This is a genomic window from Streptomyces sp. NPDC051987 (assembly GCF_040680735.1).
Lineage (GTDB): Bacteria > Actinomycetota > Actinomycetes > Streptomycetales > Streptomycetaceae > Streptomyces.
Map to the genome: position 1 here is coordinate 76,394 of NZ_JBFAXI010000027.1, position 26,438 is coordinate 102,831.

The following is a 26,438-nucleotide window of genomic DNA, read 5'->3' on the forward strand; positions in this document are numbered from 1 at the left end:
CGTACGCCTTGGCGCGTACGCCTCGTCCCCGTAGGCCTCGTCGCCGTACGTCTGTCTACCGTTTGCGGCCGTTTTGCGGTGGCCTCAGGCGGATCCTGCCCCCTGCGGCGGTTCCGGGAACGGCAGCAGCGCCACTGTTACGTTGTCGTGGCCCCCGCCGTCCAGGGCGTGGCCGACCAGCACCCGGGCCGCGTGCAGCGGCCGTACGGCCGCGTCGGCGGGCACGACCTCGGACATCTCCTCGGCCGTCTCGGCGTAGTTCCACAGGCCGTCGGTGCAGACCACCACCACACCGGGCCGGTCCGGTTTGAAGGAGGCGGTGTGCGGCTCCAGTTCGTAGGCGTCCGCGCCGAGCCAGCCGGTGATCGCGTGGGCGCGCTCGTCGGCGTACGCCTGGGCCTCGCTCATCAGGCCCGCGGCGACCATCTGGGCGGCCCAGGAGTCGTCCTCGGTGAGCCGGGCCGCCGGCGCGCTCCGGTCGACCGGCACCCAGTAGACGCGGCTGTCGCCGACCCAGCCGACCACCAGCAGCCCCGAGGCCACCACTGAGCCGACGAGCGTGCACGCCGGTGCGTTCTGGTGCGGGGCGTGCTCACGCGCCGAGGAGGGTTCCTCCGCGAGGGCGTTGACGGCCAGGGAGGCGGCGACGATCGCGTCGTGCATCGCCTGCTGCGGGTGGCTGCCCTGCGCCAGCGCGGCCAGCAGCGACTCGATCGCGGCACGGGAGGCGGCCATGGAGGCCTCGTCGGGACGGGTCGCCGAGGAGACGCCGTCGCAGACGACCGCCACCGAGGCCGGGGTGCCGTCGGGCAGCGCGGTGTGGCCGACGGCGAACGCGTCCTCGTTGCGGTGGTGGCGCAGCCCGCGGTCGCTGACGGCGGCCACCGGGCCCGCCTCCTGCTCCATGTGGTCGCGTTCCCGGGGCTGGGCGTGCCCGCAGTTCTCGCAGTAGCCGTCGTCGTCGACCCGGCCCGCGCGGCAGGCCACGCACACCTTCGGCAGCTCGGTCGTCTCACCGGCCTCGCCGGCCCCACCGGCCTCGTCGGTCCCGGCCGTCTCGGCGGTCTCCGCGGCGGAGGCGGCCACCCGCGGGTCCGGCGCCTGGAGCGGGTAGTCGTCGGGCTCCGGCGGCCGGTCGAACCGCACCCCGGAGGCCGGCGGCACCGGCGAACCGTGCGCGGGCGAACCGTGCGGCGGCGGGGAGGCCGGCGAGCCGTGCGGCGGGGTCGACCCCGGCAGCGGCTTGCCGCCCGAGTCGGTGCCGGGCAGGTCGGTCGGCAGATGCGGGGCAGGGGGCGTGCCGGAGCCCTCCGGCTCGGGCGGTGGCCATTCCACACCGGAGGGTCCCACGCCGGCGGCGCCCATGGTGAGGGTCGGGTGGTCCGGCGGCGCGGCGGGCACGGCCGACAGGTCGTACCCGCACGCACCGCAGAACAGGTCACCCGATTCGAGCGGCTCCGCGCAGCTCGGGCACTTCGCCGGTGCGGCCTGCTGGGGCATCTGCGACATCAACTACACCCACGTCCGGGGGCGGTAACGGTTGGCCCGTTCCACCAGGTCGATCCTCTCCTCACCGCCGGTCGCCAGTCTGGCCAGCGTGCGGTACGAGCGTTCCAGGCCGAAGCGGAGGCCCCGCTCGTCCAGACCGCTGCCCAGCAGCACCCGGCCGCCGGCGGCGGGCTGGGAGTCCTGGCCCTCGGAGAGTATCCAGTCCAGCGCGCAGCCGAGGACTTCCGCCGACAACTGCTCGCGCCGGGCCGGATCCAGACCGTACGCGTCCAGCGCCTCGATCTGCGCGGCGGCGGCCGTCAGGTCGTCCAGGAACGGCGTGTCGTCGGCCGCCGCCGTCCGGTGCCGCAGCCGCGCCCGTACGGCCGCCACCCGGGCCGCCGTGTAGTGGATCGAGGCCTCCGGCACCGACTCCAGCGTCCGTACCGCGCCCCGCCGGTCCCCGGCCGCCAGCTGCACCCGGCCCAGCCCGAACGCGGAGCTGACGAAGCCCGGGTCGGTCACCCACACCAGCCGGTAGTACTCGGCCGCGTTGTCCAGCTGGCCGAGCACCTCCGCGCACAGGCCGAGCGCCAGCTTGGGCGCGCTCTCGCCCGGGAAGGCGTCGTAGATCGCGTCGAAGGAGAGCGCCGCGCCCTCGTGGTCGCCGGTGACCAGGGCGGCCACGCCCCGGTACCAGACCACCCGCCAGTCGTCGGGCCGCTCCTCCTCCAGCTCGGCGAGGCCCGCCAGCGCGGCCTCGACGTCGCCGTTCTCCAGCCGGGCGCGGACCTGCCGCAACCGGGTCTCGACGGTCTGGACCGGCGCCGCGGCCAGCGCGCCGAGCAGGCCGGCCTCGCCCACCAGCGAGGTGGACAGGCCCGCCAGGAACCCGGCGTTCGGGTCGCTCTGGTCGACCAGCGGGACCGGCAGCGCGAGCGCGGCCGCCGGGACGGCGATGGGCCTGACCAGGGCCGGGTCGGCCGGGGGCGCTCCCGGCGGGTCCAGCGCCAGGGTTCTCGACGCCACCGGCCGCGCCCCCAGCCGGGACACGTCCCCGTCCAGCTTCGGGAACAGCTCGGTGTCCGTGACCTTCACCTCGGGTCCGAACAGCGTGGACAGCGCGGGCCGGGCCGTGCCGGTCTGCACCGACACGACCTCGCGCAGCACACCGGTCAGCTGCTCGGCCATCTCCTGGGCGGAGGCGAACCGGCGGGCCGGGTCCGGGTCGGTGGCCCGGACCAGCAGCCGGTAGAACGACTCGTACTGCCGGAACACCTCGATGGTGTCCGGGTCGGGCAGCGAGTCCACGAAGACCGTCGTGTAGCCCTGGAAGTCGAAGGTGAGGACGGCGAGGGTGCGGCCCACCGTGTACAGGTCGGAGGCGACCGACGGGCCGACCTCGGCGACCTCCGGGGCCTGGTAGCCGACCGTGCCGTAGATGGCCGACTCCTCGTCGTCCATCCGGCGCACCGCGCCCATGTCGATCAGCTTGAGCTGGTCCTCGGTCTGGATGGCGTTGTCGACCTTGAAGTCGCAGTAGAGCAGGTTGCGGCTGTGCAGGTGGCCGAGGGCCTCCAGGGCCTCGATGCCGTAGGCACAGGCCTGCTCCACCGGCAGCGGGTCCCGGCGGCCCTCCGGCGTACGGCGGGCGTTGGCGATCTCCTTCAGGGACTTGCCGCCGACGTACTCCATGACGATGTAGCCGTCGAGGGAGCCGGTGCGCTTGTCGAGATGCTCGACGAAGTTGTAGATCCGCACGATGTTGGCGTGCTCGATCTCCGCGAGGAACCGCCGTTCGGAGATCGCGGCCGCCATCGCGTCCTGGTCGCCGGTGTCCAGCAGGCCCTTGAGGACCACCCAGCGGTCGGAGACGGCCCGGTCCACCGCGAGGTAGATCCAGCCCAGGCCGCCGTGTGCGAGACAGCCCATGACCTCGTACTGGCCGTGCACCACGTCGCCGCCCTTGAGCTTGGGCACGAACGAGTACGGGTTGCCGCACTTGGTGCAGAACCCCTCGGTCCGGCCCGGCCGCTCGCCGCGGGCCCGGCCCACCGGCGCCCCGCAGTCCGACCGCGAGCAGAACCGCTTCCGCTCCGGCACCTCGGGGTTCTCCAGGACCATCTCGCGCGGGTCCGGCTTCGGCACCCGCTCCACCGTGACCAGGCCCGCGCCCAGCCGGCTGCGCCCGGACGCGCCCGTCGACGAACCGGAGCTGCGCACCGACACCGAACGGCCCGTCGACGTGCCGGACACCGACCGCGACAGCCGCCCCGAGACCGACCGCCGTGACTTCGACGACTGCGACGACGTACGCGAACTGCCGCGGCTGCCGGACCCCGAACGCCCGCTGCCCGTCGAGCCCTTGCCGCCGGCCGTGATCCCGGTGGGCGGCGATTCCAGCGTCCCCTCCGCCGACACGACCGGGGCCAGCCCGCACGTGTCGCAGTACAGCTCACCGCCGCCCACGTCCTCGTACGACCCCTCGCAGCCCGGCCGCTGGCACGACTCTCCCGCCTGACTCACGGCTTACTCCCCCCTCCGGTCCTCGGGCCCGCTCTGCCGCGGGACCCGGGGCGCCCCCAGCGCCTCGGCCACCGACTGCTGGTAGCGCAGCACCGCCTGCTCCGCGACCCGCAGGTCGCAGGGCGCGCTCCACAGCATCCGCCGGGCCGCGTCGTACCGCTCGACCAGAAACGGGTCCTCCGCCAGCCCGTGCCGGGCCACCTTCGCCTTGTACGCGTCCAGCCGGCCGCGCAGCTCCGCGCGGACCGCCAGCGGCGCGGTGACCGCCGTCAACGACTCACGGGCGCGCAGCAGTTCGTCCTCCGCCTTCTGCTCCAGCGACTCCAGCAGCGGCGACAGGCGGTGCCACTGGCCCCCCCTGCGGTACTCGGCGGCCGTCGCCAGCTGCTCCTGCAGCGCGGTCGGCGGGCCGCTGACCACCGGCACCTCGGTCGCCGCGATCTTCGCCAGCACCTCGACCCGCGCCGTGCGCGCCTCGGCGAGGGTGCGGTCCGCGCGGGACAGCACGTCCCGCAGCTTGATCAGCCGGGCCTCGGCGTCCTGCCGTACCGTCAGCACGGCCTCGATCTCCCGCCGGACCTCCTCCAGCGCCCGCGCCTCCCGGTCGTACACCGCGGTGTCGGGACGACCGCCGCCGGGCGCCGAACTCCCAGGCGTCGGCACCCAGAACGCCAGCGGATCGGAGACCACCTCCTCGCGGAGCCTGGTCAGGGTGCGGGTGATGCGCTCCAGGTCGTCGCCCGCCGGGTGCTCGCCGGGGCGCACGCCGACCGAGTGCGCCAGCTTGCGGGTGCGCTGCAGCTCCGCGGCGAGTAAATCGATCCGCGCGGGCAGCGCCGACCACACCGCGTCGGCGGTGACGACCATGTCCAGCGAGGTCGCGTACAGCTCGTTCATCCGCTCGACCAGGGCCGCCAGCGAGAACCGCTCGCTGAGCCGGCCGGCCGCCGACAGCAGGGTCGGCGCGTTCGCCGTCGCCGTCGCGCTGCCCGCCACCGTCACCGACTCGCCGCGCAGCAGCTCGGTCAGCTCCACCAGGTCCTCACGGCTGGACCAGCGGCGCCGGGACCTGATCTCCCGGGCGGCCCGCAACGCGTCCGTGTAGGCGTCGAAATAGGCCCACAGCAGGGTGATCGAGGCCTCGGCGGCCGTCCAGCGCTCCCGGGTCGTCCCGGTCAGCTCGGCGCCTTCGAGGAGTCTGCGGCCCGCGTGGTCCTGCAGGGCGAGCAGCGAGGTCTCGATCGCCTCGTGCTCCGCGCCGAGCCGCGCCAGCGCACGGTCCACCTCGTCCCGGTCCATCACCGGCCCGGCGGGGTCCGTGACGCCCATCGATCACCTCTCGCTCTCTAGTCGGTGCTGGGCCGGCGGATGCGGGTCAGCTCGTGCGCAGGTACTGCGCGGCGGGCGGCTTCGACGCCGACGAGTCCGCTCCCAGTGTCGCCGAGAGCCACTTGTCGTACGAGGCCTGCCAGCCGTCGGACCGGTACTCCACCAGGATCTGGTTGACCCGGCGCACCAGATCGGTCGCGTCCTTCTTCATCGCCACCCCGTAGTACTCGGTCGTGAAGGCGGCGCCCTTGAGCTCGACCGTCGGGTCCTGGGCGGCCTGGCTGGCGGCCAGCGCGCCGTCGGTGACCACCGCGTCGACCTCGCCGAGCTGCAGCCGTACCAGGCAGTCGAGTTGGTTGGGGACGGTGGTGGAGATGTCCGCCGAGGCGACCAGCCTCCCGGCCTTCCGGTCGGCGTCCAGCTTCGCGTACGCCGTCGAACCGGCCGCCGTGCAGATCCTCTTGTGCGCCAGCGTGCCGTTGTACCCCGTGATCGACGACGACTTGGGGGCGAGGACCTGCTGCCCGGTCTTGAAGTACGGCGCGGAGAACGCGACGTCCTTCAGCCGGTCGCAGTTGATGGTCATCGTGCGCACCACCATGTCGACGCGTCCGTCCTGGATCGCCGGTATCCGCTGGCTCGTCGGTATCGCCTTGAACTGCACCGCGTCCGGGTCGCCGAGGATGTCCTGGGCGATCCGGTGCACCAGGTCGATGTCGAAGCCCTCCAGCTCCGCGTCCGAGGTGTTCGGGTTGCGGTAGCCCCAGCGGTAGCTGTTCTGGTCGACGCCGACGACCAGCTTCCGCTTGGCGCCGGTCCGCGCCTTGATGGCCGCTATGGTCGGGCCGTCCGCACCCGACGGCGACCAGGTCTCGTTCTGCGCCTGGGAGTCGACGCAGTCGTCGGCCCTGGCCGGGCTGCCGGTGGCCAGCCCCGGCCCGCCGAGCCCCGCGCCCCGCCCGCCCGCACCGCCGGACTGCGTGAGCGGCAGCAGCAGGACGAACGCCAGCGCCAGGACGCAGCCGACCGCCATCGCGCCCACCCCGCCCCAGCCGCGCAGGGAGACCCTCATCCGCCGCACGAACATCGCCACGCCCCCTCTCACCGGTACTCCGACAGCCTGCGTCCGATGCCGAAGAGCGCGCCGGCCGCCGCCGCGACTCCCAGCATGGCGGCACCGATCGGCAGCCCGGCCATGGCGTCCCGGCCCTGGGTGGCCTGCTCCTTGAACCGGGCCTCTTCATGGGCAAGGGCGGTCTTCAGGTTCGTGTCGACGCCGTCGAAGCACTCGGCGGTCGCGTCCTTCGTGCCGATCACCTTGTCCAGCGCCGCCTGGTAGTCGCCGTTCTCGTCCTCGGTGCGGGCGTCGGCGTGCCGCTCCTTCCACACCTTCATGCCGCCCTCGGCCGCCGCCACCGGCTTGCTGCCCGCCGTGTCGTCCGCGAGCGCCGCCGCCTCGGTGAGGCCCTTGCCGAGCGCGGTCATGTCCTTGTCGAAGTCGTAGTAGTACGCGTCGTACGTCCGGCCGCCGACGGTGACCGTCTCGGCGCCGCGCGCCACCAGGCTCAGGTTCTCGTTGCCCCGCGCCTTCAGGGACGCGATCCGCGCGTCGTGCAGCACGGTCAGCGAGCGGACGCCGTGGTCGTAGGAGTCGTCCAGGCCGACCCGGGCCACGGTGTGGCCGACGACCAGCCACAGCAGCGTGACGACGGTGGCCGCCGAGGCCGCGACCAGGCCGTGGTTCAGCAGGCGGTTCGTACGGCGGTAGTGGCGCAGCTGGGCCCAGCCGAGCGCGGCGAGCGCGAGGAGCCCGAGGACGATCGCCGCCCACGGGTAGGGCGTCGCGTCCGCGTAGTCGGAGGCGAGGCGCGCGTTCTCCTTCGTGTAGAGATCCTCGGCGGCCGGGAGCATCTCCTGCTCCATCTTCTCGTTCGCGTACCGCAGGTAGGCGCCGCCGACCGGGTAACCCTGCCGGTTGTACACCCGGGCCCGCTCCACCAGCCCCTTGTACTCCGGCAGCAGCGTGTTCAGCTTCGCCACGGCCGCCTCCGAGGGCGAACCGGGCTCGGAGTTGGCGGCGGCGGTGACCAGCTTGGCGGCGGCGGTGGTGATGTCGTTCTCGTACCGGGCACGGGAGGCGGCCGTCTCCTGACCGCCCGCCAGGAAGCCGCTGGAGGCGGTGGTGTTGGCGTCCGCCAGCGAACGGTAGATGTCGGCGGCGCCCGAACTGAGCGGCTGGCTGCGGTGCAGCACGTCGTCGGCGGCGGCCGCGCGGTCGGTCATCTGCCAGGCGGTGACGGCGCCGAACGCGACGATCAGCGCGGCCAGGACGGCGCCGATGAGGCGGAGCCGGCCGGGCTCGGTGGTGGCGGCGGCACGGAGCCGGTCGGCGCCCTCGGCGAACGCGGTGCGGCGGGGCGGCGTGGGGGAGCCGGCCCGCTGCGCGGGCACGCCCGGCGGTGCCGCGCTCTTCGTCGGCGGGTGTGTCACGTGACCTCCCCCATGGTCATCCGGTCGCCGCCCAGTATCGCCGCCCGGACTGACATTCGGCACCGGCCTTCACTGGATCTTGATCGGATCGCAGCGGAACCCCTGCCCATGAATACGCCGGGGGCATCGGTTCGGTTCCGGAGGGGTGGTGACGGTGCGTTTCCGGGGCGCGAGCCGGTAGGGGCTGGTAGCGCCCCATCCCGGCTCACCCCTCGAAGTACGCCCGCAGCCTCCCCTGCACATCGGCTCCCGCCCCCACCGCGTCCAGCCCCAGCAGCGCAGCGCCCAGCACCGGTCGTGCCGTCACCACCCTCGGTACCGCCTTCGGCGCCCGCGCCGCCAGCAACTCGCGCACTCCGTCGTCCAGTTGTGGATGGCCGCCGGCCAGCACCCCACCGCCCAGCAACACCGGCGTCTCCTCGTCCAGCAGATCGAGGCGGGTCAGCGCGACCATCGCCATGGCCACCACCTCCTGCGCCAGCCGGTCCACGACCGACCGGGCGACCGGGTCGCCGTCGGCCGCCGTCGCGAACAGCACCGGCGTCAGCTCGTGCCGCCGGACCGGCTCGACCTCCTCCCGGTGCAGCGCCTCGATGAGCGCGAGCATGCTGCCGTACCCGAAGTACTCCGGAAGGGCGCGCGCCAAGGCCGTGTCCGCGCCGCGGCCGTCCTCCGCGCGTGCCGCGTGCCACAGGGCCTCCTCCGCCAGTCCCCAGCCGCCGCCCCAGTCACCGGAGATGCGGCCCAGGGCGGGGAAGCGGGCGGTACGGCCGTCGGGGCGCATGCCGACGCAGTTGATGCCGGCGCCGCACACGACGGCGACCCCGCGCGGCTCGGTGACGCCGGACCTGAGGATCGCGAAGGTGTCGTTGCGGACCGCCACCGTCGCCCCCCACGCGCGCGTGGCCAGCGCGGCGGCCAGCTGCTCCTCCTCGAAGGGGAAGTCGGCGTTGGCCAGGCACGCCGAGACGTGGGCGGCCGAGGTGACCCCGGCGGCGCCGTACGCCTCGGCGACCGCCGTGGCCACCTCGTCCACGGCCTGCTCCACGCCCACCACCGGCGGCCGGAAGCCGCCGGCCCGGGCCGTGGCGAGGACCTCGCCGTCCGCCGCCACCACCGCGACGTCGGTCTTGCTGTTGCCCGCGTCGATGGCGAGGACACTTGCGGTCAGGCCCACGCGAGGTGCTCCCGGTTGTGCGCGATCAGTCGGTCGGTCAGGGCGTCGGCGTACTCGTACTGGCCGATCAGGGGATGGGACAGCAGGGCCCGGAAGACGCGGTCCCGGCCGCCGCGCAGGGCCGCCTCCAGGGCCAGCTCCTCGTAGGCCGTCACGTTCGCGACGAGCCCGGCGAACAGCGGGTCGACGTCCCCGACGGGCAACGGCCGCGGACCCGCCGGGCCCACCGCCGCCTGGACCTCGATCACCGCGTCGTCGGGGAGGAAGGGCAGCGTGCCGCCGTTGTAGGTGTTCACCACCTGGTAGGGGTTGCCGGAGCCGCCGAGCAGGGCCGCTGCCAGGTCGACCGCCGCCTCCGAGTAGTAGGCGCCGCCCCGCCTGGCGAGCAGCTCCGGCTTCTCGTCCAGGGCCGGGTCGCCGTACATCTCCAGCAACTGCTTCTCCATGGCGGCCACTTCCTCCGCCCTGGACGGCCTGGTGCGCAGCTCCCGCACCACCTCGTCGTGCGCGTAGTAGTAGCGCAGGTAGTAGGAGGGGATGACGCCGCCGAGGCGGTCGAGGAGCGCGGGGGACAGCTTCAGGTCGGCGGCGATGGTGTCGCCGTGCTCCGCGAGCAGTTTGGGCAGGACGTTCTCGCCCTCGGGGCCGCCGAGACGGACCGCCGTCTCCCAGGTGAGGTGGTTGAGGCCGAGGTGGTCCAGGTGGATCTCGGACGGCGTGACGCCGAGCAGGTGCGCGAACTTGCGCTGGAAGCCGATCGCCACATTGCACAGGCCGACCGCCTTGTGGCCGGCCTGGAGCAGGGCGCGGGTCACGATCCCCACCGGGTTGGTGAAGTCGATGATCCAGGCGTTCGGGTTGGCGCGGCGGACGCGTTCGGCGATGTCCAGGACGACGGGGACCGTGCGCAGCGCCTTGGCGAGGCCGCCGGCGCCGGTGGTCTCCTGGCCGATGCAGCCGCACTCCAGCGGCCAGGTCTCGTCCTGCTGCCTGGCCGCCTGGCCGCCGACGCGCAGCTGGAGCAGCACCGCGTCGGCGCCCTCGACGCCCGCGTCCAGGTCGGAGGTGGTGACGATGCGGCCGTCGTGGCCCTGCCTGGCGAAGATCCGGCGGGCCAGTCCGCCGACCAGTTCCAGGCGTTCGGCGGCCGGGTCCACGAGGACCAGTTCCTCGATGGGCAGGGTGTCCCGCAGGCGGGCGAATCCGTCGATGAGTTCGGGGGTGTAGGTCGAGCCTCCGCCGACCACGGTGAGTTTCATAAAAGGGTTAACCCTTCACTCCGGTGAGCGTGACGCCCTCGACGAACGCCTTCTGGGCGAAGAAGAAGACGAGGATCACGGGGGCCATGACCAGCACGGTCGCGGCCATGGTCAGGTTCCAGTCGGTGTGGTGCATGCCCTTGAACGACTCCAGGCCGTAGGACAGGGTCCAGGCGCCCGGGTTCTCCGAGGCGTAGATCTGGGGGCCGAAGTAGTCGTTCCAGGCGTAGAAGAACTGGAAGAGGGCGACGGCGGCGATGCCCGGTCTCGCCATCGGGACCACCACCCTGAGCAGCGTCCTGAGGTCACCGCAGCCGTCCACCTTCGCCGCGTCCAGGTACTCGTTCGGGATCGTCATCAGGAACTGGCGCAGCAGGAAGATGGAGAACGCGTCGCCGAACGCCATCGGCACGATCAGCGGCCACAGGGTGCCGGAGAGGTCCAGCTGCTTCGCCCAGAAGAGGTACATCGGGATGATGACGACCTGCGGCGGCAGCATCATCATCGAGATCACCAGCATCAGGGACAGGTTGCGGCCGCGGAAGCGGAACTTGGCGAGCGCGTACGCCACCGGGAGCGAGGACACGACGGTCAGCACGGTGCCGAGGCCCGCGTAGATCAGGGTGTTCTTCCACCAGATCAAAAAGCCCGGGGTGTCGAACACCTTCCGGTAGTTGCCCCACTCCCAGGTGTGCGGGATCAGGTCCCGGCTCAGCGCCTGGCTGTCGCTCATCAGCGAGGTCAGGAACACGAACACGAAGGGCAGGGTGAAGAACAGGGCGGCGGCGACGCCGAGCGAGTGGACCGCCACCCAGTTCAGCACCTCCTTGCGGCGTGCGGTGCGTTCGGCGTCCGACACCGGCGCCTTCTTCAGCTCCGCCGGCCGGTCCAGCACTTGGGTCATCGTCAGTCACCTGCCTGGATGAGACCGCCCCGGCGCCGCATCAGGAACGCGGTGAACACCATGGACAGGGCGAAGAGCACGAGGGCGACGACACACGCGGAGCCGTAGTCGAAGCGCTGGAAGCCGAGGTTGTAGACCAGTTGGGGAAGAGTGAGCGTCGACTTCTCGGGATAGCCGGGCTCGAACTGGGTGCCCGCGCCCTGGATCACGCCCGAGGCGACCTTTCCGGCGATGAGCGGCTGCGTGTAGTACTGCATCGTCTGGATGACCCCGGTGACGACCGCGAACATCACGATCGGCGAGATGTTCGGGAGCGTGACGTACCGGAAGCGCTGCCAGGCGGAGGCGCCGTCCAGCTCCGCCGCCTCGTACTGCTCCGTCGGCACGTCGAGCAGCGCGGCCATGAAGATGACCATCAGGTCGCCCACGCCCCACAGGGCCAGCAGGGTCAGGGCCGGCTTGGACCAGGTCGGGTCGTTGAACCAGCCCGGCGCCGGGATGCCGATCTTCTCCAGGATCGAGTTGACCGGCCCGGTCCCGGGGTTGAGCAGGAACGCGAACGCCATGGTCGCCGCGACCGGCGGGGCCAGGTAGGGCAGGTAGAAGAGGGTGCGGAAGACCCCCGTACCCGTCTTGATCTTCGTGATGAGCATGCCGACGCCGAGGCCGAAGACGACCCGGAGCGACACCATCACGATCACCAGCCACAGGGTGTTGCGCAGCGCCGGCCAGAAGTACGGGTAGTGCTCGAAGACGTACGTCCAGTTCTTGGTCCCGGTCCACGTCGGCGCCTTGAAGCCGTCGTAGTGCATGAAGGAGAAGTAGACGGTGGAGATCAACGGGTAGGCGAAGAACACCGCGAACCCGATCAGCCAGGGCGACATGAAGGCGACGGTGCGCAGGGCCTGCTTCCTGCGCTTCGCCGCGAGGTCGGACCTGCGGCGCTTCGACGCCAGTGTGACGGTGCTCATCGCGGTCCTACTTCGCCTGCGCGATGTCGGTGTCGATCTGCTTGGCCGTGGCCTCCAGGCCGGACTTGAGATCCTTGACCTTGCCGCTCTCGTAGTCGTACCCGAAGTTCTGGATCGTCGTCAGGTACACACCGCCGTTGACGGAGGCGGGGGACGTCGTGGAGTTCGGGTTGGCGGCGATGTCCAGGAACGTCTTGAAGCGCGGGTCGTACGTCAGCTTCGGCGACTTCAGGGCGGCCAGCGTGGAGGGCACGTTGTGGATGGCGTTGGAGAAGTTCACCACCGCGTCCGTGTCCGTGGTGATGTACTTGACGAACTCCCAGGCCGCGTTCTGCTTCCTGCTGTTCGCGGCGATGCCGGCGATGGTCCCGGTGATGTAGCCCTTGCCGTACTGGGCGACCTGGTCGTCCGGCACGGGCAGCGGGGCGACGCCGATGTCGAACTTCGGTTTGGTCGCGAGGGCCATGCCGAGCCGCCACTCGCCGTCGAGCTGCATGGCGACCTGACCGGTCTGGAAGGGGTGCTTGTCGCCCCACTCGTCGCCGAGCGTCGCCCGGTACTTCTCCAGCTTCTGGAAGCCGCCGAGTTCGTCGACAAGGTCCTTCTGCAGCGTGAACGCCTCGGTGAAGGCGGGGTCCTTGGCGATGTCCGACTTGCCGTCGGCGGTGAAGTAGGTCGGCGAGAACTGCGCCGCGTAGTGCTCGGTCGTGGTCTCCCAGCCGTGGTAGTCCGGCATGAATCCGAGCTGCCTGTAGCTGTCGCCCTGGTCGATCGTCAGCTTCTTGGCGTCCGCCTTGAACTCGGTCCACGTCTTCGGCGGGCTGGTGATGCCGGCCTTCTGGAACGCCGTCTTGTTGTAGTAGAGGCCGTACGCGTCCCCGAGCAGCGGCGCCGTGCAGCGGTTGCCGTCGTACTGGGTGTACTCGTTCATCGCCTTCGGGAACGTCGTCTCCGGGTCGATGCCGGACTTCTTGAAGAACGGGTTCAGGTCGACCAGCGCGCCCGAGGAGCAGAACTTGCCCACGTTGTTGGTGGTGAACGACGAGATGACGTCCGGGGCCTTGTCGCCGCCGCTGCGCAGCGCCTGGTTGATCTTGTCGTCGGTCATGTTGCTGACGACGTTGACGTGGATGTTGGGGTGCGCCTTCTCGAAGCCGGCGATCAGCGCGTTGACCGCCTTCACCTCGTTCGGGGCGCTCCAGGCGTGCCAGAAGTTGATGGTGGTGTTCGCGGAGGCGTCGTCGTCGGCTCCGGAGGAGGACTGACCCGTGCAGGCGGTGAGCAGGGCCAGCGAACTGACTGCCACGGTCAGGGCAAAAGCCGTCTTTCGGGCAGCTGAGGGTATGGGCATGGCGAGATCTCCCGGGGCGGGCGGTGAGCGAGGGAAGGAACTGGCTGTGCGGGGGTCTGCGGGGGCTCAGCGCGAGGTGTCGAAGACCTCGTCGCGGGTGGTCGCGAGCGCGCTCTCCAGCGCGCCGCGCAGCACGGGGTGGGTACGGACGTCGCCGACGACGAGCCGCGGCCGCGCGGCCGCCAGCTCCTCCAGCTCGGCCTGGACGAGGGCGCGCAGCACTTCGCCGCCCGAGGTCAGGGCGGTGCCGCTGAGGACGACGAGTTCGGGGTCGAGGACGGAGACGAGGGAGGCCAGACCGGTGGCGAGCCGGGTCGCGTAGGTCCGCAGAAGCTGGTGGTAGGGCCCGGTGGCGTGGTCGGCGGCGCGCGCGACGAGTTCGGCGGCCACCTCGTCGTACGGACCGTCCGGCAGGTCCTCGATGCCCAGCTCGCGCGCCAGCCGGGGCACGGCCTGCGAACCGGCGAGCTCCTGGTAGCCACCGCTGTTGGCCTTGGTGACCTGGCGGACCAACGGGGTGCCCGGCACCGGCAGGAAGCCGACCTCGCCGGCGCCGCCGGTCCAGCCGCGGTGCAGCCGGCCGCCGAGGACCAGGGCGGCGCCGAGGCCCTCCTGGCTCCACAGCAGCACGAAGTCGCCGTGGCCGCGGGCCGCGCCGAGCCGCTGTTCGGCGATGGCGGCGAGGTTGACGTCGTTCTCGTACTCGACCGGCATCGGCAGCGCGGCGGCGAGGTCGTCGAGCAGTGCGGGGGAGTGCCAGCCGGGCAGGTGCGAGGCGTACCGCAGCCGGCCGGTGTTGGGGTCGAAGGCGCCGGGCGTGCCGATGACGACCCGGTGCACGTCGTCCCGGGCCAGCCCGGCCGCCTTCACGGCGCCGTCGAGGGCGTCGGTCACCTGCCGGACGACGGACTGGGCGGAGCGGCGGCCGGGGGTCGGCAGCTCGTACTCGCCGACGGTACGGCCGGTGACGTCGGCGACGGCGGCTCGGATCCGGCCCGGGTTGACGTCCAGGCCGGCGGCGTGGGCCGCGCTCGGGTTCACCGAGTACAGCTGGGCGTTGGGGCCCGGCCGGCCCTCGCTGGTGCCGGTCGCCAGGACCAGTCCGGCCGCCTCCAGGCGGGCCAGCAGCTGGGAGGCGGTCGGCTTGGAGAGGCCGGTGAGCTTGCCGATCCGGGTGCGCGAGAGCGGGCCGTGCTCCAGCAGCAGGTCCAGTGCGGCGCGGTCGTTCATGGCGCGCAGCACACGCGGGGTGCCCGGCGTACCGGCGGTTCCTGCCATGGGGTTCGACACCTGCCTTTCCAGCCGCTCAGTTTCCCAGTGACCTGGGGCTTCGGTCCAGCCGGGTGCACGGCTTCGGCCGTCCACCCGGCTGATCACTGTTAGGAAAGTTTCCTGTTGGCTGGAAAACGTAGGCCGCCGGACGGGGGTCGTCAATAGCCCGCAAGGGCGGCAACCCAGTCGTTACCTGGGCTTGGACATGTGAAGGGCGGCGCCGAGGGCGATGCGGAGGGCGGCGCCGAGGACGGAGCGAAGGGGCATGGGAAGGGCCCGCCCGGAAGATCCGGACGGGCCCTGCGGTGTGTGGACGGCTGCTGAGCAGGAACGTCACTTCACCGCGATGTAGTCCCCGGTGGCCGTCGCCGCCGCGGTGGTCGCCGTACCCGCGAAGACGTACCGGTAGTAGCCGCTCTTCGACGCCTTCACCGTGGTGGAGAGGGCGCCGCCGGTGCCGGAGGTGATGCCCTTGACGTTCGTGTAGGTCGTGCTGCCCGCGGCGCGGAACTGCAGGACGGCCTTCTGCCCCGAGTAGCCCTTGTACGACGTGGATTCCCAGTCCGCCCGGGTCAGCTTGCCCCGGACGGTGATCGTCTTCCCCTTGGCCACCGGCTCCGGCGAGGCGTCGGCGGTCAGCCTGGCCGCGCGCTGCACCTTCGCGGTGGTCAGGTTGCCCCAGATGGCCACGTCGGACTCGGCGCTGAGGAAGTCGTCCGAGGCGGTGCCGTCGGTGTGGGCGTACAGGCCCCCGGCCTTCCAGGTGGTGGCGTCCCCGGCCTCGAACAGGTCGAGGCCCGGGGCGACCTGGATGGTCTCGGAGCAGCTCTCGGTGACCGTGGTGTCCGTGGTGGCGGTCGTCGTGCAGGCGGGCATGGTGGTCGGGTCCAGCTCGTTGTCGAGCGCCCGCAGGGTGCCGCGGTAGAGGATCACCGCGGCGAACGTCTTCTTGTTGTCGATGACCAGGTCGGCGGGCCGGGTCATGGTGTACGTCACCGGCACGCTCACCGTCTTGGCGGTGCCGACGACGATCGCCTTGCCCTTGTTCACGGTCACGGCGGAGAAGACCAGGTTCGGCGTGGCCGCGGAGGCGGCGGGCGCCGCGATGCCGGCCAGGGCCAGGGCACCGGTCAGGGCGGTGCCTATGGCGAGCTTTCTCATGTATCCCCACATTCGAGACGGGCCCCCGGGGCGACGTCGCGCTCCAGATCAAGGGCCCGTGGTGGGGCGACCATAGATCATCACGCGGACGGGGGAGTGCGGGGGTCCTGTGAAGGCCGTCTGCATCGCCGTCCGCAGCACCGTCTGAATCCGGCCACAGGCCGATTCGTGATCACGGCTGCGTCACGATCTTCGTTCGCGCTGGCGGAGACGGCCCCTCTCACCGTTTCCTGCTGGTGGTCCGGCTGCCGACCAGCAGAACCCGGACAACCCGGAGAACTCAGAGAACCCGGAGAACCCGGAGAACGGGGATGTGCGTGGCCCACCGAAGACGGCTGTTCGCCCGGCTGCTGCGGCGCGGCTTCGTCGACTCCGTGCCCTTGGTGCTGGGGATGTACGTCATCGCCGTCATGGACGAAGGCCTCACCTGGTCGGCGCTGCGCGAGGCGACCGCGCTCCCGGCGGTCGTGGCAGTGGCCTGCCCGCTGTGGGCGGCCTGGCGGACCCGTTCCCTGGTGCGCTGCGCCCGCGAACTGGGCGTCGAGGCCACCGAGGGGCTGCTTGACGGCACCCAGACCCACACCGTCACCGGCATCCCGCTCGACCGCGTCCGCGCCCGGCTGGAGGCGGCCCGGCGGGCGTCGGATCTCACCGGCGGCAACCCGCTCCGCTTCCGGTGGCACCCGTACCGCACCCGGGTGTCGGTACAGGGCGAGGTCGCCTACATCGCCGTCACGGGCGAGGCGCATGTGGAGGTCAGCGCCGCCGGAAACCTGGAGCACGGCCTCTTCCGGGGGGCCGCGTTCACGGCGCTCTGCGCGATAGTGCGCGCGGTGGCGGGCCGTTGAGCCGAGGGCCGCTCAGTCGCCGAGGAAGGGAGCCGTGTCCAGGGTGGGGTAGGGGGCAGGGAGGGGGAGCGGGTCGCCGAGGCTCACCTTCTCGTCGGTCCTGTAGTACGCCTCGGTGGGGTCGTCGCCGGGGAGGACGGGGTCGGTGTAGCAGTGGGCGGTCCCGGCGTGGCGGTCGATGAGGACGTAGACGGGGATGCCGACTGCGGCATAGGTCGCCAGTTTGGCGCCGGTGTCGACCGCGTGGTTGGTCGACGTCACCTCGCCGACCAGCGCAACCATGTCGATGGGGTACCAGCCCTTGTGGGCTTTGCGGTAGGCCTCGTCGAGTTCCGTCGGATTGCGTCGCAGCACGTAGAAGTCAGGGATGACGAGGGCCGTCGTGCTGCCGTCCTGGTGCGCTCCTCGATAGCCATTGCCCATGCCCGCCAGGTCGAACCCCGCCGTGAAGAACTGGACAGCGAGCTTGAAGGCACCAGCGTTGTGCTGGTTGTTCGGTTGCGGCGGCACGATGACCGTCCCCTCGACGTACTCGGGTCGAATCGGCGCCACCGACGCCTCCTCGATCGCGATCAACAGATCGATGGGGTCCTGCTCCGTCATGACCTTCTCCATGATCGGTTCGGCGCTCATCCCTGGGTCTCCTTGTCGCACTGGTGCCAGGCTAAGCCCGCGCCGGGCGCCCCGGCAGAACGATGGGGCACCCCGGGCGTCGTAGGACGCCGGAATGCCCCACCGTTCACTCGAACGAGCGTGCTGAACCGTTCCGCTACCGGCCGCCCGTCGCCGACCGCGGCGGAGTGATCGGGGTCGTCGCCGCCACCTGCGGCGAGTCCGAGTCGGCGAACACCGACGGCGCCGCCACCGCGTCCGTGCGGTCGGGGGTCTCCTCGTCCAGGAGTACCGCCGTCTCGCCGCCCACGATGCGGATGTGCGCCGCGTCGAACGCCCGCTTGATCCGCCAGCGCAGCTCGCGCTCCACGGCCAGCGCCTTGCCCGGCATGGTCTTCGCGGAGACGCGGACCACCATCGAGTCGATGAGCACGGAGTCCAGGCCGAGCACCTCGATGGGGCTCCACAGGACCTCGTTCCAGGGCTCTTCCTTGGACATCTTCTCGGCGACCTCGTCCAGGGTGGCGCGTACCTTGTCCAGGTCCTCGCTGGCCCGCACGGTGACGTCGACGCCCGCCGTGGCCCAGCCCTGCGAGAGGTTGCCGATGCGCTTGATCTCGCCGTTGCGGACGTACCAGATCTCACCGCTCGACCCGCGCAGCTTGGTCACGCGCAGGCCGACCTCGACCACCTCCCCGGAGGCCACCCCGGAGTCGATGGTGTCGCCGACGCCGTACTGGTCCTCCAGGATCATGAACACGCCGGACAGGAAGTCGGTGACCAGGTTCCGGGCGCCGAAACCGATCGCCACACCGGCGACACCGGCGGAGGCCAGCAGCGGCGCGAGGTTGATTTGGAAGGCCGACAGCACGGTCAGCGCGGCCGTGCCCAGGATCACGAAGCTCGCCACCGACCGCAGCACGGACCCGATCGCCTGCGAGCGCTGCCGCCGCCGCTCGGCGTTGACCAGCAGCCCGCCGAGGGTCGTGCCCTCGGCGGACTCGACGGTCCGGTTCATCCGGTCGATGAGCTTGGTGATCGCCCGCAGCACGACCCTTCTGAGCACCACCGCGATCACCAGGATCAGCAGCACCTTCAGCCCGATCGCCAGCCAGGTCGACCAGTTCTGCTCGACCCAGCTCGCGGCGTTGGTGGCGCTCTCCTGGGCGTCCTGGAGCGTGGGCACCGCCGGGGCCGTCGAGCCCGAGGGGCTCGGCGACGGCGACGAACCGGCGGCCAGTAGGACGGCGGGCAAGGACACGGCGGGTACCTCCAGGCGGTGCGGTACTGCCCTCCGGTACGGCGATCAGGGTCGGGCACGGCGTTCAAGGTCACGGAAAGGTCACCGGACGGACAGGAACACCACACTAACGGGGCATCGTGTGTGGGCCCGGCCGTTAGGAGAAGGAGAGACCGTGCTCACGCCCGCTTCTCGCCACGGTCTGAACAGGTCTGCTTGAAAAGGGGCGCGACCGGGGGATGAATGCGGTGTGGTCGAAAACACTCCCAGCCCGTTACCGGGAGATGGTGGCGCGTCCACCAGGCAGGAGGGGAGACTGGCCACAGATCGTCCCGGCGCGAGCCACGCGCCGCCGACGCCCAAGGAGGCACCCGTGCCGCATGTCCTGGTCCTCAACGCGTCGTACGAGCCGCTCGGCGTCGTACCGCTCCGCCGCGCGCTCGTCCTCGTCCTGGAGAACAAGGCTGTCGCCTTGGAGGAATCCGGCGCCTATATGCACAGCGCGACCGTCACAGTCCCCGCACCCAGCGTGGTCCGGCTCAAGCGATTCGTACGGGTTCCCTACCGGGGGCCCGTTCCTCTCACCCGCAGGGCGCTCTTCGCGCGCGACGGGGGCCGGTGCATGTACTGCGGTGGCGTCGCAACCAGCGTCGACCACGTCATCCCGCGCAGCCGCGGGGGTCAGCACGCCTGGGACAACGTGGTGGCGTCCTGCCGCCGCTGCAACCACGTCAAGGCCGACCGGCATCTCTTCGAGATCGGCTGGCGGCTGCGCCACAAACCGGCCCCGCCCACCGGCCTCGCCTGGCGCATCATCGGGACCGGCCATAGGGACCCGCGCTGGCTGCCCTACCTGCAGCCGTACGGCGCGGACGACGCCCTGGCCCGGATCGACGGCATCTCCGCCTGACGATCCGGGCCTTCGCACACCCCGTGGCTGTCCGTCCGGCCACGGGGCCTTCCGCCGTGCACGGAGTGCCCCACGGCCGGGCCGGCTCGCCTGGACGGTCGCGATCCGCTCGCCTCGTACGTCACGTGCCGCGCGGCGCGCACTCGATGCCGGCGACCAGCGTGCCCGGCGGGGCGGCCCGGCCGGGTGCGGGGGCGGCCTGCTCGTCGAGCCCGCGGGCGGCGTGGACCCGCAGCAGTCCTTCGATACCGCGCAGCAGGGTCTCACCGGCCGCGACGGGGTCGCCGAGGTAGCCGGCGCTCATCGCGCCGTCGCGGAGCATGACGAAGTGCCGCCCGGCGTGCTCGGCCTGGGCGGCCGTGATCTCGGCGAACAGTCCGGTGATCGTCTGCAGGAACCATGCGCGGTGCTGCACGACGGCCCGGTGGACCGGGTGCTCGGGGTCGGGGAACTCCGCTGCGGCGTTGAGGAAGGCGCATCCGCGGTAACCGGGTGAGCGGATCTGCTCGACCAGGGACGCGCCGATGCCCCGCAGGATGCCGTCGGGCGGCAGGTCCGCGGCCGTCAGGGAGCCGATCTGGGTGCGGATCGCCTGGTCGACGCTTCCGAGGTAGGCGACGGCGAGGTCTTCCTTGCTGCGGAAGTGGCGGTAGAAGGTGGCGTTGGTGACCTTCGCCTCGGCGACCAGGCGGTCGACGCCCACTTTGTGGATGCCCTCCGCGTAGAAGAGCTGTCCGGCGGTCCTCAGGAGCCGTTCCCGGGCCGCGGAGGCTCGCCTGCCGGTGCCTGTGGCGGCTTCCGTCTTCGTCATGCCGCCCATGGTAGCGGGTAGAACGCTCTCTCTTGTTTTCGTGGAGGGTCTGTGCCAGGGTCAAAAGAGAAAGAGCGTTCTACCTACCTCTTGGTCACTGGAGTACCCATGGCATCCACCGCCTCCGCCGAGCCCCTCGCCGCCGCACCCTCGCTGCGCCGGCTGTACGTCGTCCGCTTCCTCTTCGCCGCCGCGTGGGCCGCGCTCCTGCTGGTGTCCGGCTCCGGGCTCACCACCGGGGCCAGGCTGCTGCTGTTCGTCTATCCCGCCTTCGACGTGGCCGCGGCCGTCGTCGACGCGAGGTCGGCGCGCGCCGCCGGGCCGCTCAAGGGCCTGTACGCCAACATGGCCGTCAGCGTGCTCGCCGCCGTCGGCCTCGCGATCGCCGGCACCTCGGGCGTCGCCGACGTGCTGCGCGTCTGGGGCGCGTGGGCGATCGTCTCCGGCCTCGTCCAGCTCCTCGTGGGCGTCGCGCGCCGGCCGATGGGCGGCCAGTGGGCGATGATCCTCAGCGGTGGCATCTCCGTCCTCGCCGGCGCGTCCTTCATCCGAAGCGCCGCACAGGACGACCCCTCGCTGACCGCCCTCGCGGGCTACGCCGCTTTCGGCGGGATCTTCTTCCTCGTCTCGGCGCTGCGCCTGCCCCGCCCGACCTCCAGGAGCTGACCCGCCCCGCCCGAGGACCGCTCCGGCCGGCCGCGGCGTGCGAGCCGGGACATGCCCGCCGAGGTCCGGCTCGGGTCGCAGGTCGCTCCGATGGGGCGCGACAGTCGCACGCCGTCTCTGTCGGTCGCCCGGACGCGGTCGGTTCGCGCGGCGCGCGGTCCCGTCGTCACGCGTGCCCTCGCGCCGACGGGGTAGGGCTCCTTCGACCCGGCGTTCGCCGCCGTACCCGACGTCAGACGAGGAGGCCGCCGTGGCCGCAACGGTTCATCATCCGATCCCGGCCCAGTTCAAACCCCCGGTGCGGGCCGAGGAGGAGCCCGACCTGTGCGTGTTCAGCGCCGAGAGCGCGTGCGCCGAGGCACCGCTGACCAGTGAGCCGCCGCTGCCCGTCGCCGAGCCCCTCACCAGCGAACCGCCGCTGGCCGACGCGGTGCCGCTGACCAGCGAGCCGGGGTTGTAGATGAACGAAGCCCTGGACCCGGGGCTGTGCCGGCTCGCGGAGCTGCACGGCGTCGCCACCTCCTACAGCCCGGCCCCGGACCGCACGGTCGCCGCCTCCGCCGGTGCCGTGATCGCCGTACTGGGCGCCCTGGGCGTCGACGCGAGCGGCCCGGAGGCCGTCCGCACCGCCCTCGCCGACCGGGAGCGGGAACTCGCCGCGCGGCTGCTGCCCCCGACGGTCGTCCACTGGGCGGGCACCGGCGAACCCGACCTCGGCCTGCCCGCAGGCACCCGGCTCCAGGTGCGGACGGAGGACGGGCAGAGCAAGGACGACGTGCGGGACCTGCCGCCCGGCGCGCACCTGGTGACCGCCACCGCGCCCGACGGCCGTACCGCCCGCGCCCACCTGATCGTCGCCCCCGACCGGCTGCCCACCCCCGCCGGCCGCTCCTACGGCATCCTCGTCCAGCTCTACTCGCTGCTCTCCCGCCACTCCTGGGGCATGGGCGACCTCGGCGACCTCGCCCGGCTGGCCGACTGGGCCGGACGCACGGCCGGAGCGGGGTTCGTGCAGGTCAACCCCCTGCACGCGGCCGTACCCGGAGCCCCGACCGACCCCTCGCCCTACCGCCCCTCCTCCCGCCGCTTCCCCGACCCGGTGCACCTGCGGCCGGAGGCCGTCCCCGAGTACGCCGCGGACCCCGCCGTCGCGGACCGGGCCGGGCAGCTGCGCTCCGCCGTCCTCGACCAGGGCGCTCTCATCGACCGGGACGCCGTGTGGGAGCTGAAGCGGGAGGCGCTGGAGACGGCGGCCGCCGCGCCCCTCACGCCCGACCGGCAGGCCGCCTACGACGCCTTCCGCGCCGCGGAGGGACAGGCCCTGGAGGACCACGCCACCTGGTACGCGCTCGCCGAACGGCACGGCTCCGACTGGCACCGCTGGCCCGAGGCCCTGCGCGACCCCCGCTCACCCGAGACCGCCCGCGCCCGCGCCGAGCTGGCCGACCGCGTCGGCTTCCACGCCCGCCTCGCCTGGCTCACCGTCACCCAGCTCACCGCAGCCCAGCGCGCCGCCCGCGAGGCCGGCATGCCGGTCGGGATCGTGCACGACCTCGCCGTCGGCGTGCACCCCGCGGGCGCCGACGCCTGGGCCCAGCAGGACCACTTCGCCGCCGGGATGTCCGTCGGCGCCCCGCCCGACGCCTTCAACGCCCGCGGCCAGGACTGGGGCCTGCCGCCCTGGCGCCCCGACCGCCTCGCCGCCTCCGGCCACGCCCCCTTCCGCGAACTCCTGCGCGCCCTCTTCCGCTACGCGGGCGCCCTGCGCATCGACCACGTGATGGGCCTGTTCCGGCTCTGGTGGGTGCCCGAGGGGCGGCCGCCCACCGAGGGCACCTACGTCCGCTACGACGCCGAGGCCATGCTCGCCCTGCTGGCCCTGGAGGCGACCCGCGCCGGAGCGGTGGTGATCGGCGAGGACCTGGGCACGGTGGAGCCGGGGGTGCGCGAGACGCTCCAGCGGCACGGCGTGCTCGGCACCTCCGTGCTCTGGTTCGAACGGGACTGGGACGGCGACGGCCGCCCGCTGCCCCCGGAAGGCTGGCGTGCCGACTGCCTCGCCACCGCCACCACCCACGACCTGCCGCCCACCGCCGCCCGCCTCACCGGCGAGCACGTCGAACTCCGCGACCGGCTCGGCCTGCTCACCCGCCCGCTCGCGGAGGAACGGGCCGAGGCGGCGGCCGACATCGCGGAGTGGCTGGCCCTGCTGACCCGCCTCGGCCTGCTCGCCGTGTCCGAGTCCGGGGACGAGGAGGCCGAGATCCGCGCCGTTCACCGGTTCCTGCTGCGCACCCCGGCCCGCATGATCGGCGTCTGGTTCCCGGACACGGTCGGCGACCGCCGCCCGCAGAACCTCCCCGGCACCTGGGACCAGTACCCGAACTGGCGGCTGCCCATCGCCGACACCAAGGGCCGCCCGGTGACCCTGGAGGAACTGACGGCCTCCGAGCGAGTCCGGGCGCTGTTCCGGACCCTGCACACGGACGGCCCGTCCACGGCATGACGACGACCCGCCTCGGGCCTCGCGCCCCCGGCCACCGGCGGCGACCGGGGGTCGGGGGTCGGGGGCTGGGGCGACGGTCGGGTTCCGGCGGTGTCCGGGGTCGGGGGTCCGACGGGTGTTCGGGTGCCGGGGGTGTCCGGGGTCGGGGCAGGCGGCCTGCGGTGAGGGGCGAGCGCGAGGGGCGAGGTCGGGGGTCCGGCGGGTGTTCGGGTGCCGGTCCGCGATCCTTGAGCCATGCGTGCCGCCCGTCTGATCCGCATGGCGCTTCTCGTCCAGTCGAGCCCCGGGATGACCGCCGACTCCCTCGCCCGTGAGCTGGACGTCTCCCGGCGCACGGTGATCCGCGACGCCCAGGCGCTGCAGGAGGCCGGCGTTCCCATCCGCGCCGAGCGCGGCCGCGCGGGCGGCTACCGGCTGGCGCCGGGCCACCGGACCCGGCTCACCACGCTGCACCCCACCGAGGCGGAGACGCTCTACCTCTCCGGTCTGCCCACCGCCCTGCGCGACCTGGGTCTGTCCGACGCGGCGGACACCGCAAGGCTGAAGCTGTCGGCCACCCTGCTGCCCTCACTGCGCGCGGCCGCCGAGTCGTCGGAGCGCCGCTTCCACCTGGACGCCCCGGCCTGGTTCCGCGAACCGTCGGCACCACAACTCCTGCCGGAGCTGGCGCGCGCCGTGTGGTCCGACCGCACCGTCGAGCTGGCCTACGCGCGACCCGCCCGGGACGGCACGCCGCCCCGCACGGTCACCCGCCTCCTGGAGCCGTACGGGCTCGTCCTCAAAGCCGGCGTCTGGTACGTCGTGGGCCGGGTCCCGGCCGAGCGGACGACCGGCCGGGAGGGCGCCTGGCGCACCTACCGCGTCGACCGCGTCACGGCGCTCTCGCCCGCGCCCGGCGCCGACGGACCCTTCGTCCGCGACCCGTCCTTCGACCTCGCCGCGCACTGGCAGGCCCACGCGGACGCGTTCGCACGGGCGCTGCTGCGCACGACCGTCACCGTGCGGCTGACCGGGCGCGGCCTGCGCCGCCTGCCCGCGGTGGTGGACCCGGCGGGGGCGGGCGAGACGCTGGCGGCCGCGGCGGCGGGCGTGCCGGACGCCGCCGGGCGGGTCACGCTCGACATTCCCGTGGAGTCGGAGGACGTGGCCTTCGGCCAGCTCACCGGACTCGGCGCGGACGTGGAGGTGCTGGCCCCGGCGGGCCTGCGCGCCCGCTTCCGCGAGCACGCGCGGGCCCTGGCCGCGCTGTACGACGCGGCGCCGGGGGACCGGCCACCGGTGGAGCAGTCGCCTGGGGACCGGCCGCCGGTGGAGCAGTCGCCTGGGGACCGGCCGCCGGTGGAGCAGTCGCCTGGGGACCGGCCGCCGGTCGAGCAGTCGCCTGGGGACCGGCCGCCGGGGAAGGCGCAGGACGACGGCGGGTCGGTCGTGGATCAGCGGTAGTCGTCCGGCGAGCCGGCCTTCCCGCCGAACACGACGTCCTCGAAGTAGGCCATGGCGTCCGGCCGGCTGCCGTCCACGTCCCGTACCCCGTAAGCCCTGGCGAGCTCCCCGCTGGAGGTGGACCCGCCGTTCCAGCGGGCGGCCCGGTCCGGGTCGGCGGCGAGCGCGGCGACGGCGCGGGCGAGGTAGTACGGCGACTCGGCGACCGCGAAGTGCGGATCCCGGGCGACGGCGTCGCGCCAGTTCTCCTCGGTCACGCCGAAATGGGCGAGCATCTGCTCCGAGCGCAGGAAGCCCGGCGTGACGGCGACCGCCGTGCCGCCGTACTCCGCCAGCTCCTGGCCCAACCCGAAGGCGATCCGGATCGGCGCGTTCTTCGCGAGGTCGTAGTAGAGGTTCTCGCGGTAGCGGCGGTTGAAGGCCGCCGTGCCGTCGGTGACCTCCACGTGCAGGGGCGCGTCCGAGCGGACCAGGAGCGGAAGGGCGAGCGCGGCGGTGATCACGTGCGAGCGCACCCCGAGGTCCAGGATGCGCAGGCCGTCGGCGAGCGGTGTCTCCCAGCTCTTCTTGCCGAACACGGAGCCGACGAGCAGGTGTTCGCCGCCCCACAGGTCGTTGACGAGGATGTCGAGCCGCCCCTGTTCGCGGTCGATGCGCTCGACGAGGATCCGGACCTGGTCCGGGGCCAGATGGTCGGTGGGGACGGCGACGCCGGTGCCGCCTGCCGCCGTGACCAGCTCCGCGGTCTCCTCGATGGTCTCCGTCGTCCGGCCGACCTCGCTGGCGTGACCTCGGGTGGTGCGGCCCGTGACGTAGACGGTGGCGCCGACCCGGCCGAGTTCGACGGCGAGGGCCCGCCCGGCGCCGCGGGTGGCCCCGGCGACGAGCGCGATCCGGCCGGCGAGCGGGCCGTCCCCGCCGATGTCCCGGGTGCGGGTCTCCTGCGTGCCGATGCCCTGGGTGCTGCTGTCCTGGGTGGTGCTGGCATGGGTGGTGCTGCTGTCCTGCTCCATGCCACTCACGGTGCCCGTCAAAGGTGACAGTTCGCGTCACTCTTTTCCGGCGATCCGCGCCGGCGCCGGACGGTGGCGGCCTTGAGGTACCCCCGGGCGCGCGTCCCCCGGACGGGCCAGCTAACTTTGGCTTCGTGGACAAGAAGAACGCCCTGCGCGCCGGCGCCCTGGCTGCCGGTACGACGCTGATGATGCTGCTCATGTCGTCGCCCGCCCTCGCGCTCGCGCGTGACGACGGTGACGACCCCGGCAAGGGCCTGAGCGTCATCCAGACGCTGGGTCTCTACGTCCTGACCCCGCTCGTGCTGTTCGCGGTCATCGCCGGCCTCGTGATGGTGCTGGACAAGTCCAAGGTCCGGGTCACCAAGCCGAAGGCGAAGGCGTAGGTCCGAGGCTCCCTGCTCCACCGAGGGCGCCGGTCGGCTCCCGTACGTACCGGGCGTCCAGAAGTAACCGCACAT

At 72.6% G+C, this 26,438-nt stretch carries 22 protein-coding genes and 1 pseudogene; 7 read left to right on the forward strand and 16 right to left on the reverse strand.

Features of this window, described 5'->3' with window-relative positions; genetic code table 11:
* Positions 1–84 precede the first annotated feature (84 nt).
* The 12 genes from AB0M11_RS17180 to AB0M11_RS17235 form a co-directional block, all read right to left on the reverse strand.
* Entirely contained in the window at positions 85–1,509 is a 1,425-nt protein-coding gene (locus tag AB0M11_RS17180; protein WP_365706112.1) for a protein phosphatase 2C domain-containing protein, read from the reverse strand.
* 3 nt (positions 1,510–1,512) lie between these two features.
* Positions 1,513–4,014 carry a tetratricopeptide repeat protein gene (locus AB0M11_RS17185; RefSeq protein ID WP_365706114.1) on the reverse strand — a complete coding sequence of 834 codons (2,502 nt, stop codon included), beginning with the start codon at positions 4,012–4,014 and terminating at the stop codon, positions 1,513–1,515.
* A 3-nt stretch (positions 4,015–4,017) separates the two neighbouring features.
* On the reverse strand, positions 4,018–5,343 hold the full coding sequence (locus AB0M11_RS17190; RefSeq protein ID WP_365706116.1) for a hypothetical protein: 1,326 nt from the start codon (positions 5,341–5,343) through the stop codon (positions 4,018–4,020).
* A 46-nt stretch (positions 5,344–5,389) separates the two neighbouring features.
* Complete coding sequence (locus AB0M11_RS17195; protein ID WP_365706153.1) at positions 5,390–6,430, reverse strand: glutamate ABC transporter substrate-binding protein; 1,041 nt, start codon at positions 6,428–6,430, stop codon at positions 5,390–5,392.
* Between the two features lie 14 nt (positions 6,431–6,444).
* Positions 6,445–7,794 carry a hypothetical protein gene (locus AB0M11_RS17200; RefSeq protein ID WP_365706155.1) on the reverse strand — a complete coding sequence of 450 codons (1,350 nt, stop codon included), beginning with the start codon at positions 7,792–7,794 and terminating at the stop codon, positions 6,445–6,447.
* Positions 7,795–8,038: 244 nt separating this feature from the next.
* Positions 8,039–9,010 (reverse strand): BadF/BadG/BcrA/BcrD ATPase family protein, encoded by a 972-nt coding sequence (locus AB0M11_RS17205; protein ID WP_365706118.1) that lies wholly within the window; start codon positions 9,008–9,010, stop codon positions 8,039–8,041.
* The gene (locus AB0M11_RS17210) at positions 9,001–10,269 is read right to left on the reverse strand and encodes a 6-phospho-beta-glucosidase (protein WP_365706120.1); all 1,269 of its coding nucleotides are present in this window, start codon (positions 10,267–10,269) and stop codon (positions 9,001–9,003) included. The genes AB0M11_RS17205 and AB0M11_RS17210 overlap by 10 nt, the downstream gene beginning before the upstream one ends.
* 7 nt (positions 10,270–10,276) lie before the next feature.
* Positions 10,277–11,173 (reverse strand): carbohydrate ABC transporter permease, encoded by an 897-nt coding sequence (locus tag AB0M11_RS17215; RefSeq protein WP_365706122.1) that lies wholly within the window; start codon positions 11,171–11,173, stop codon positions 10,277–10,279.
* A gap of 2 nt (positions 11,174–11,175) precedes the next feature.
* On the reverse strand, positions 11,176–12,144 hold the full coding sequence (locus AB0M11_RS17220; protein ID WP_365706124.1) for a sugar ABC transporter permease: 969 nt from the start codon (positions 12,142–12,144) through the stop codon (positions 11,176–11,178).
* Between the two features lie 7 nt (positions 12,145–12,151).
* Positions 12,152–13,495 carry an ABC transporter substrate-binding protein gene (locus AB0M11_RS17225; protein WP_365706126.1) on the reverse strand — a complete coding sequence of 448 codons (1,344 nt, stop codon included), beginning with the start codon at positions 13,493–13,495 and terminating at the stop codon, positions 12,152–12,154.
* Positions 13,496–13,561: 66 nt separating this feature from the next.
* On the reverse strand, positions 13,562–14,773 hold the full coding sequence (locus tag AB0M11_RS17230; RefSeq protein WP_365706127.1) for an ROK family transcriptional regulator: 1,212 nt from the start codon (positions 14,771–14,773) through the stop codon (positions 13,562–13,564).
* Between the two features lie 327 nt (positions 14,774–15,100).
* A complete protein-coding gene (locus AB0M11_RS17235; protein WP_365706129.1) occupies positions 15,101–15,928 on the reverse strand; it encodes a hypothetical protein in 828 nt (275 codons plus the stop codon).
* A 317-nt stretch (positions 15,929–16,245) separates the two neighbouring features.
* Between AB0M11_RS17235 and AB0M11_RS17240 the strand changes: the two genes are divergently transcribed.
* Entirely contained in the window at positions 16,246–16,776 is a 531-nt protein-coding gene (locus tag AB0M11_RS17240; RefSeq protein ID WP_365706131.1) for a hypothetical protein, read from the forward strand.
* Between the two features lie 12 nt (positions 16,777–16,788).
* Here the strand turns inward: AB0M11_RS17240 and AB0M11_RS17245 are convergent, their stop codons facing one another.
* Positions 16,789–17,409: a Uma2 family endonuclease gene (locus AB0M11_RS17245; RefSeq protein ID WP_365706133.1), complete on the reverse strand. Its 621-nt coding sequence runs from the start codon at positions 17,407–17,409 to the stop codon at positions 16,789–16,791.
* A gap of 136 nt (positions 17,410–17,545) precedes the next feature.
* The gene (locus AB0M11_RS17250; RefSeq protein ID WP_365706135.1) at positions 17,546–18,649 is read right to left on the reverse strand and encodes a mechanosensitive ion channel family protein; all 1,104 of its coding nucleotides are present in this window, start codon (positions 18,647–18,649) and stop codon (positions 17,546–17,548) included.
* A 352-nt stretch (positions 18,650–19,001) separates the two neighbouring features.
* On the opposite strand from AB0M11_RS17250, the gene AB0M11_RS17255 reads away from it, so the two are divergent.
* The gene (locus AB0M11_RS17255; protein WP_365706137.1) at positions 19,002–19,538 is read left to right on the forward strand and encodes an HNH endonuclease; all 537 of its coding nucleotides are present in this window, start codon (positions 19,002–19,004) and stop codon (positions 19,536–19,538) included.
* Between the two features lie 121 nt (positions 19,539–19,659).
* Here AB0M11_RS17255 and AB0M11_RS17260 read toward each other — a convergent pair whose 3' ends face one another.
* Positions 19,660–20,358 carry a TetR/AcrR family transcriptional regulator gene (locus AB0M11_RS17260; protein WP_365706139.1) on the reverse strand — a complete coding sequence of 233 codons (699 nt, stop codon included), beginning with the start codon at positions 20,356–20,358 and terminating at the stop codon, positions 19,660–19,662.
* Positions 20,359–20,457: 99 nt separating this feature from the next.
* Between AB0M11_RS17260 and AB0M11_RS17265 the strand changes: the two genes are divergently transcribed.
* The 4 genes and pseudogenes from AB0M11_RS17265 to AB0M11_RS17280 form a co-directional block, all read left to right on the forward strand.
* Positions 20,458–21,015, forward strand: a complete 558-nt coding sequence (locus tag AB0M11_RS17265; protein WP_365706141.1) for a hypothetical protein — start codon at positions 20,458–20,460, stop codon at positions 21,013–21,015.
* 250 nt (positions 21,016–21,265) lie between these two features.
* Complete coding sequence (locus AB0M11_RS17270; protein ID WP_365706157.1) at positions 21,266–21,475, forward strand: hypothetical protein; 210 nt, start codon at positions 21,266–21,268, stop codon at positions 21,473–21,475.
* Positions 21,476–23,521, forward strand: a complete 2,046-nt coding sequence (malQ, locus tag AB0M11_RS17275; RefSeq protein WP_365706143.1) for a 4-alpha-glucanotransferase — start codon at positions 21,476–21,478, stop codon at positions 23,519–23,521.
* A gap of 234 nt (positions 23,522–23,755) precedes the next feature.
* Positions 23,756–24,772 (forward strand): annotated as a pseudogene (locus AB0M11_RS17280) (WYL domain-containing protein); the annotation flags it as partial.
* A 182-nt stretch (positions 24,773–24,954) separates the two neighbouring features.
* Here the strand turns inward: AB0M11_RS17280 and AB0M11_RS17285 are convergent.
* Complete coding sequence (locus tag AB0M11_RS17285) at positions 24,955–25,977, reverse strand: SDR family oxidoreductase (RefSeq protein ID WP_365706145.1); 1,023 nt, start codon at positions 25,975–25,977, stop codon at positions 24,955–24,957.
* A 134-nt stretch (positions 25,978–26,111) separates the two neighbouring features.
* Between AB0M11_RS17285 and AB0M11_RS17290 the strand changes: the two genes are divergently transcribed.
* A complete protein-coding gene (locus tag AB0M11_RS17290; RefSeq protein ID WP_365706147.1) occupies positions 26,112–26,363 on the forward strand; it encodes a hypothetical protein in 252 nt (83 codons plus the stop codon).
* Positions 26,364–26,438 lie beyond the last annotated feature (75 nt).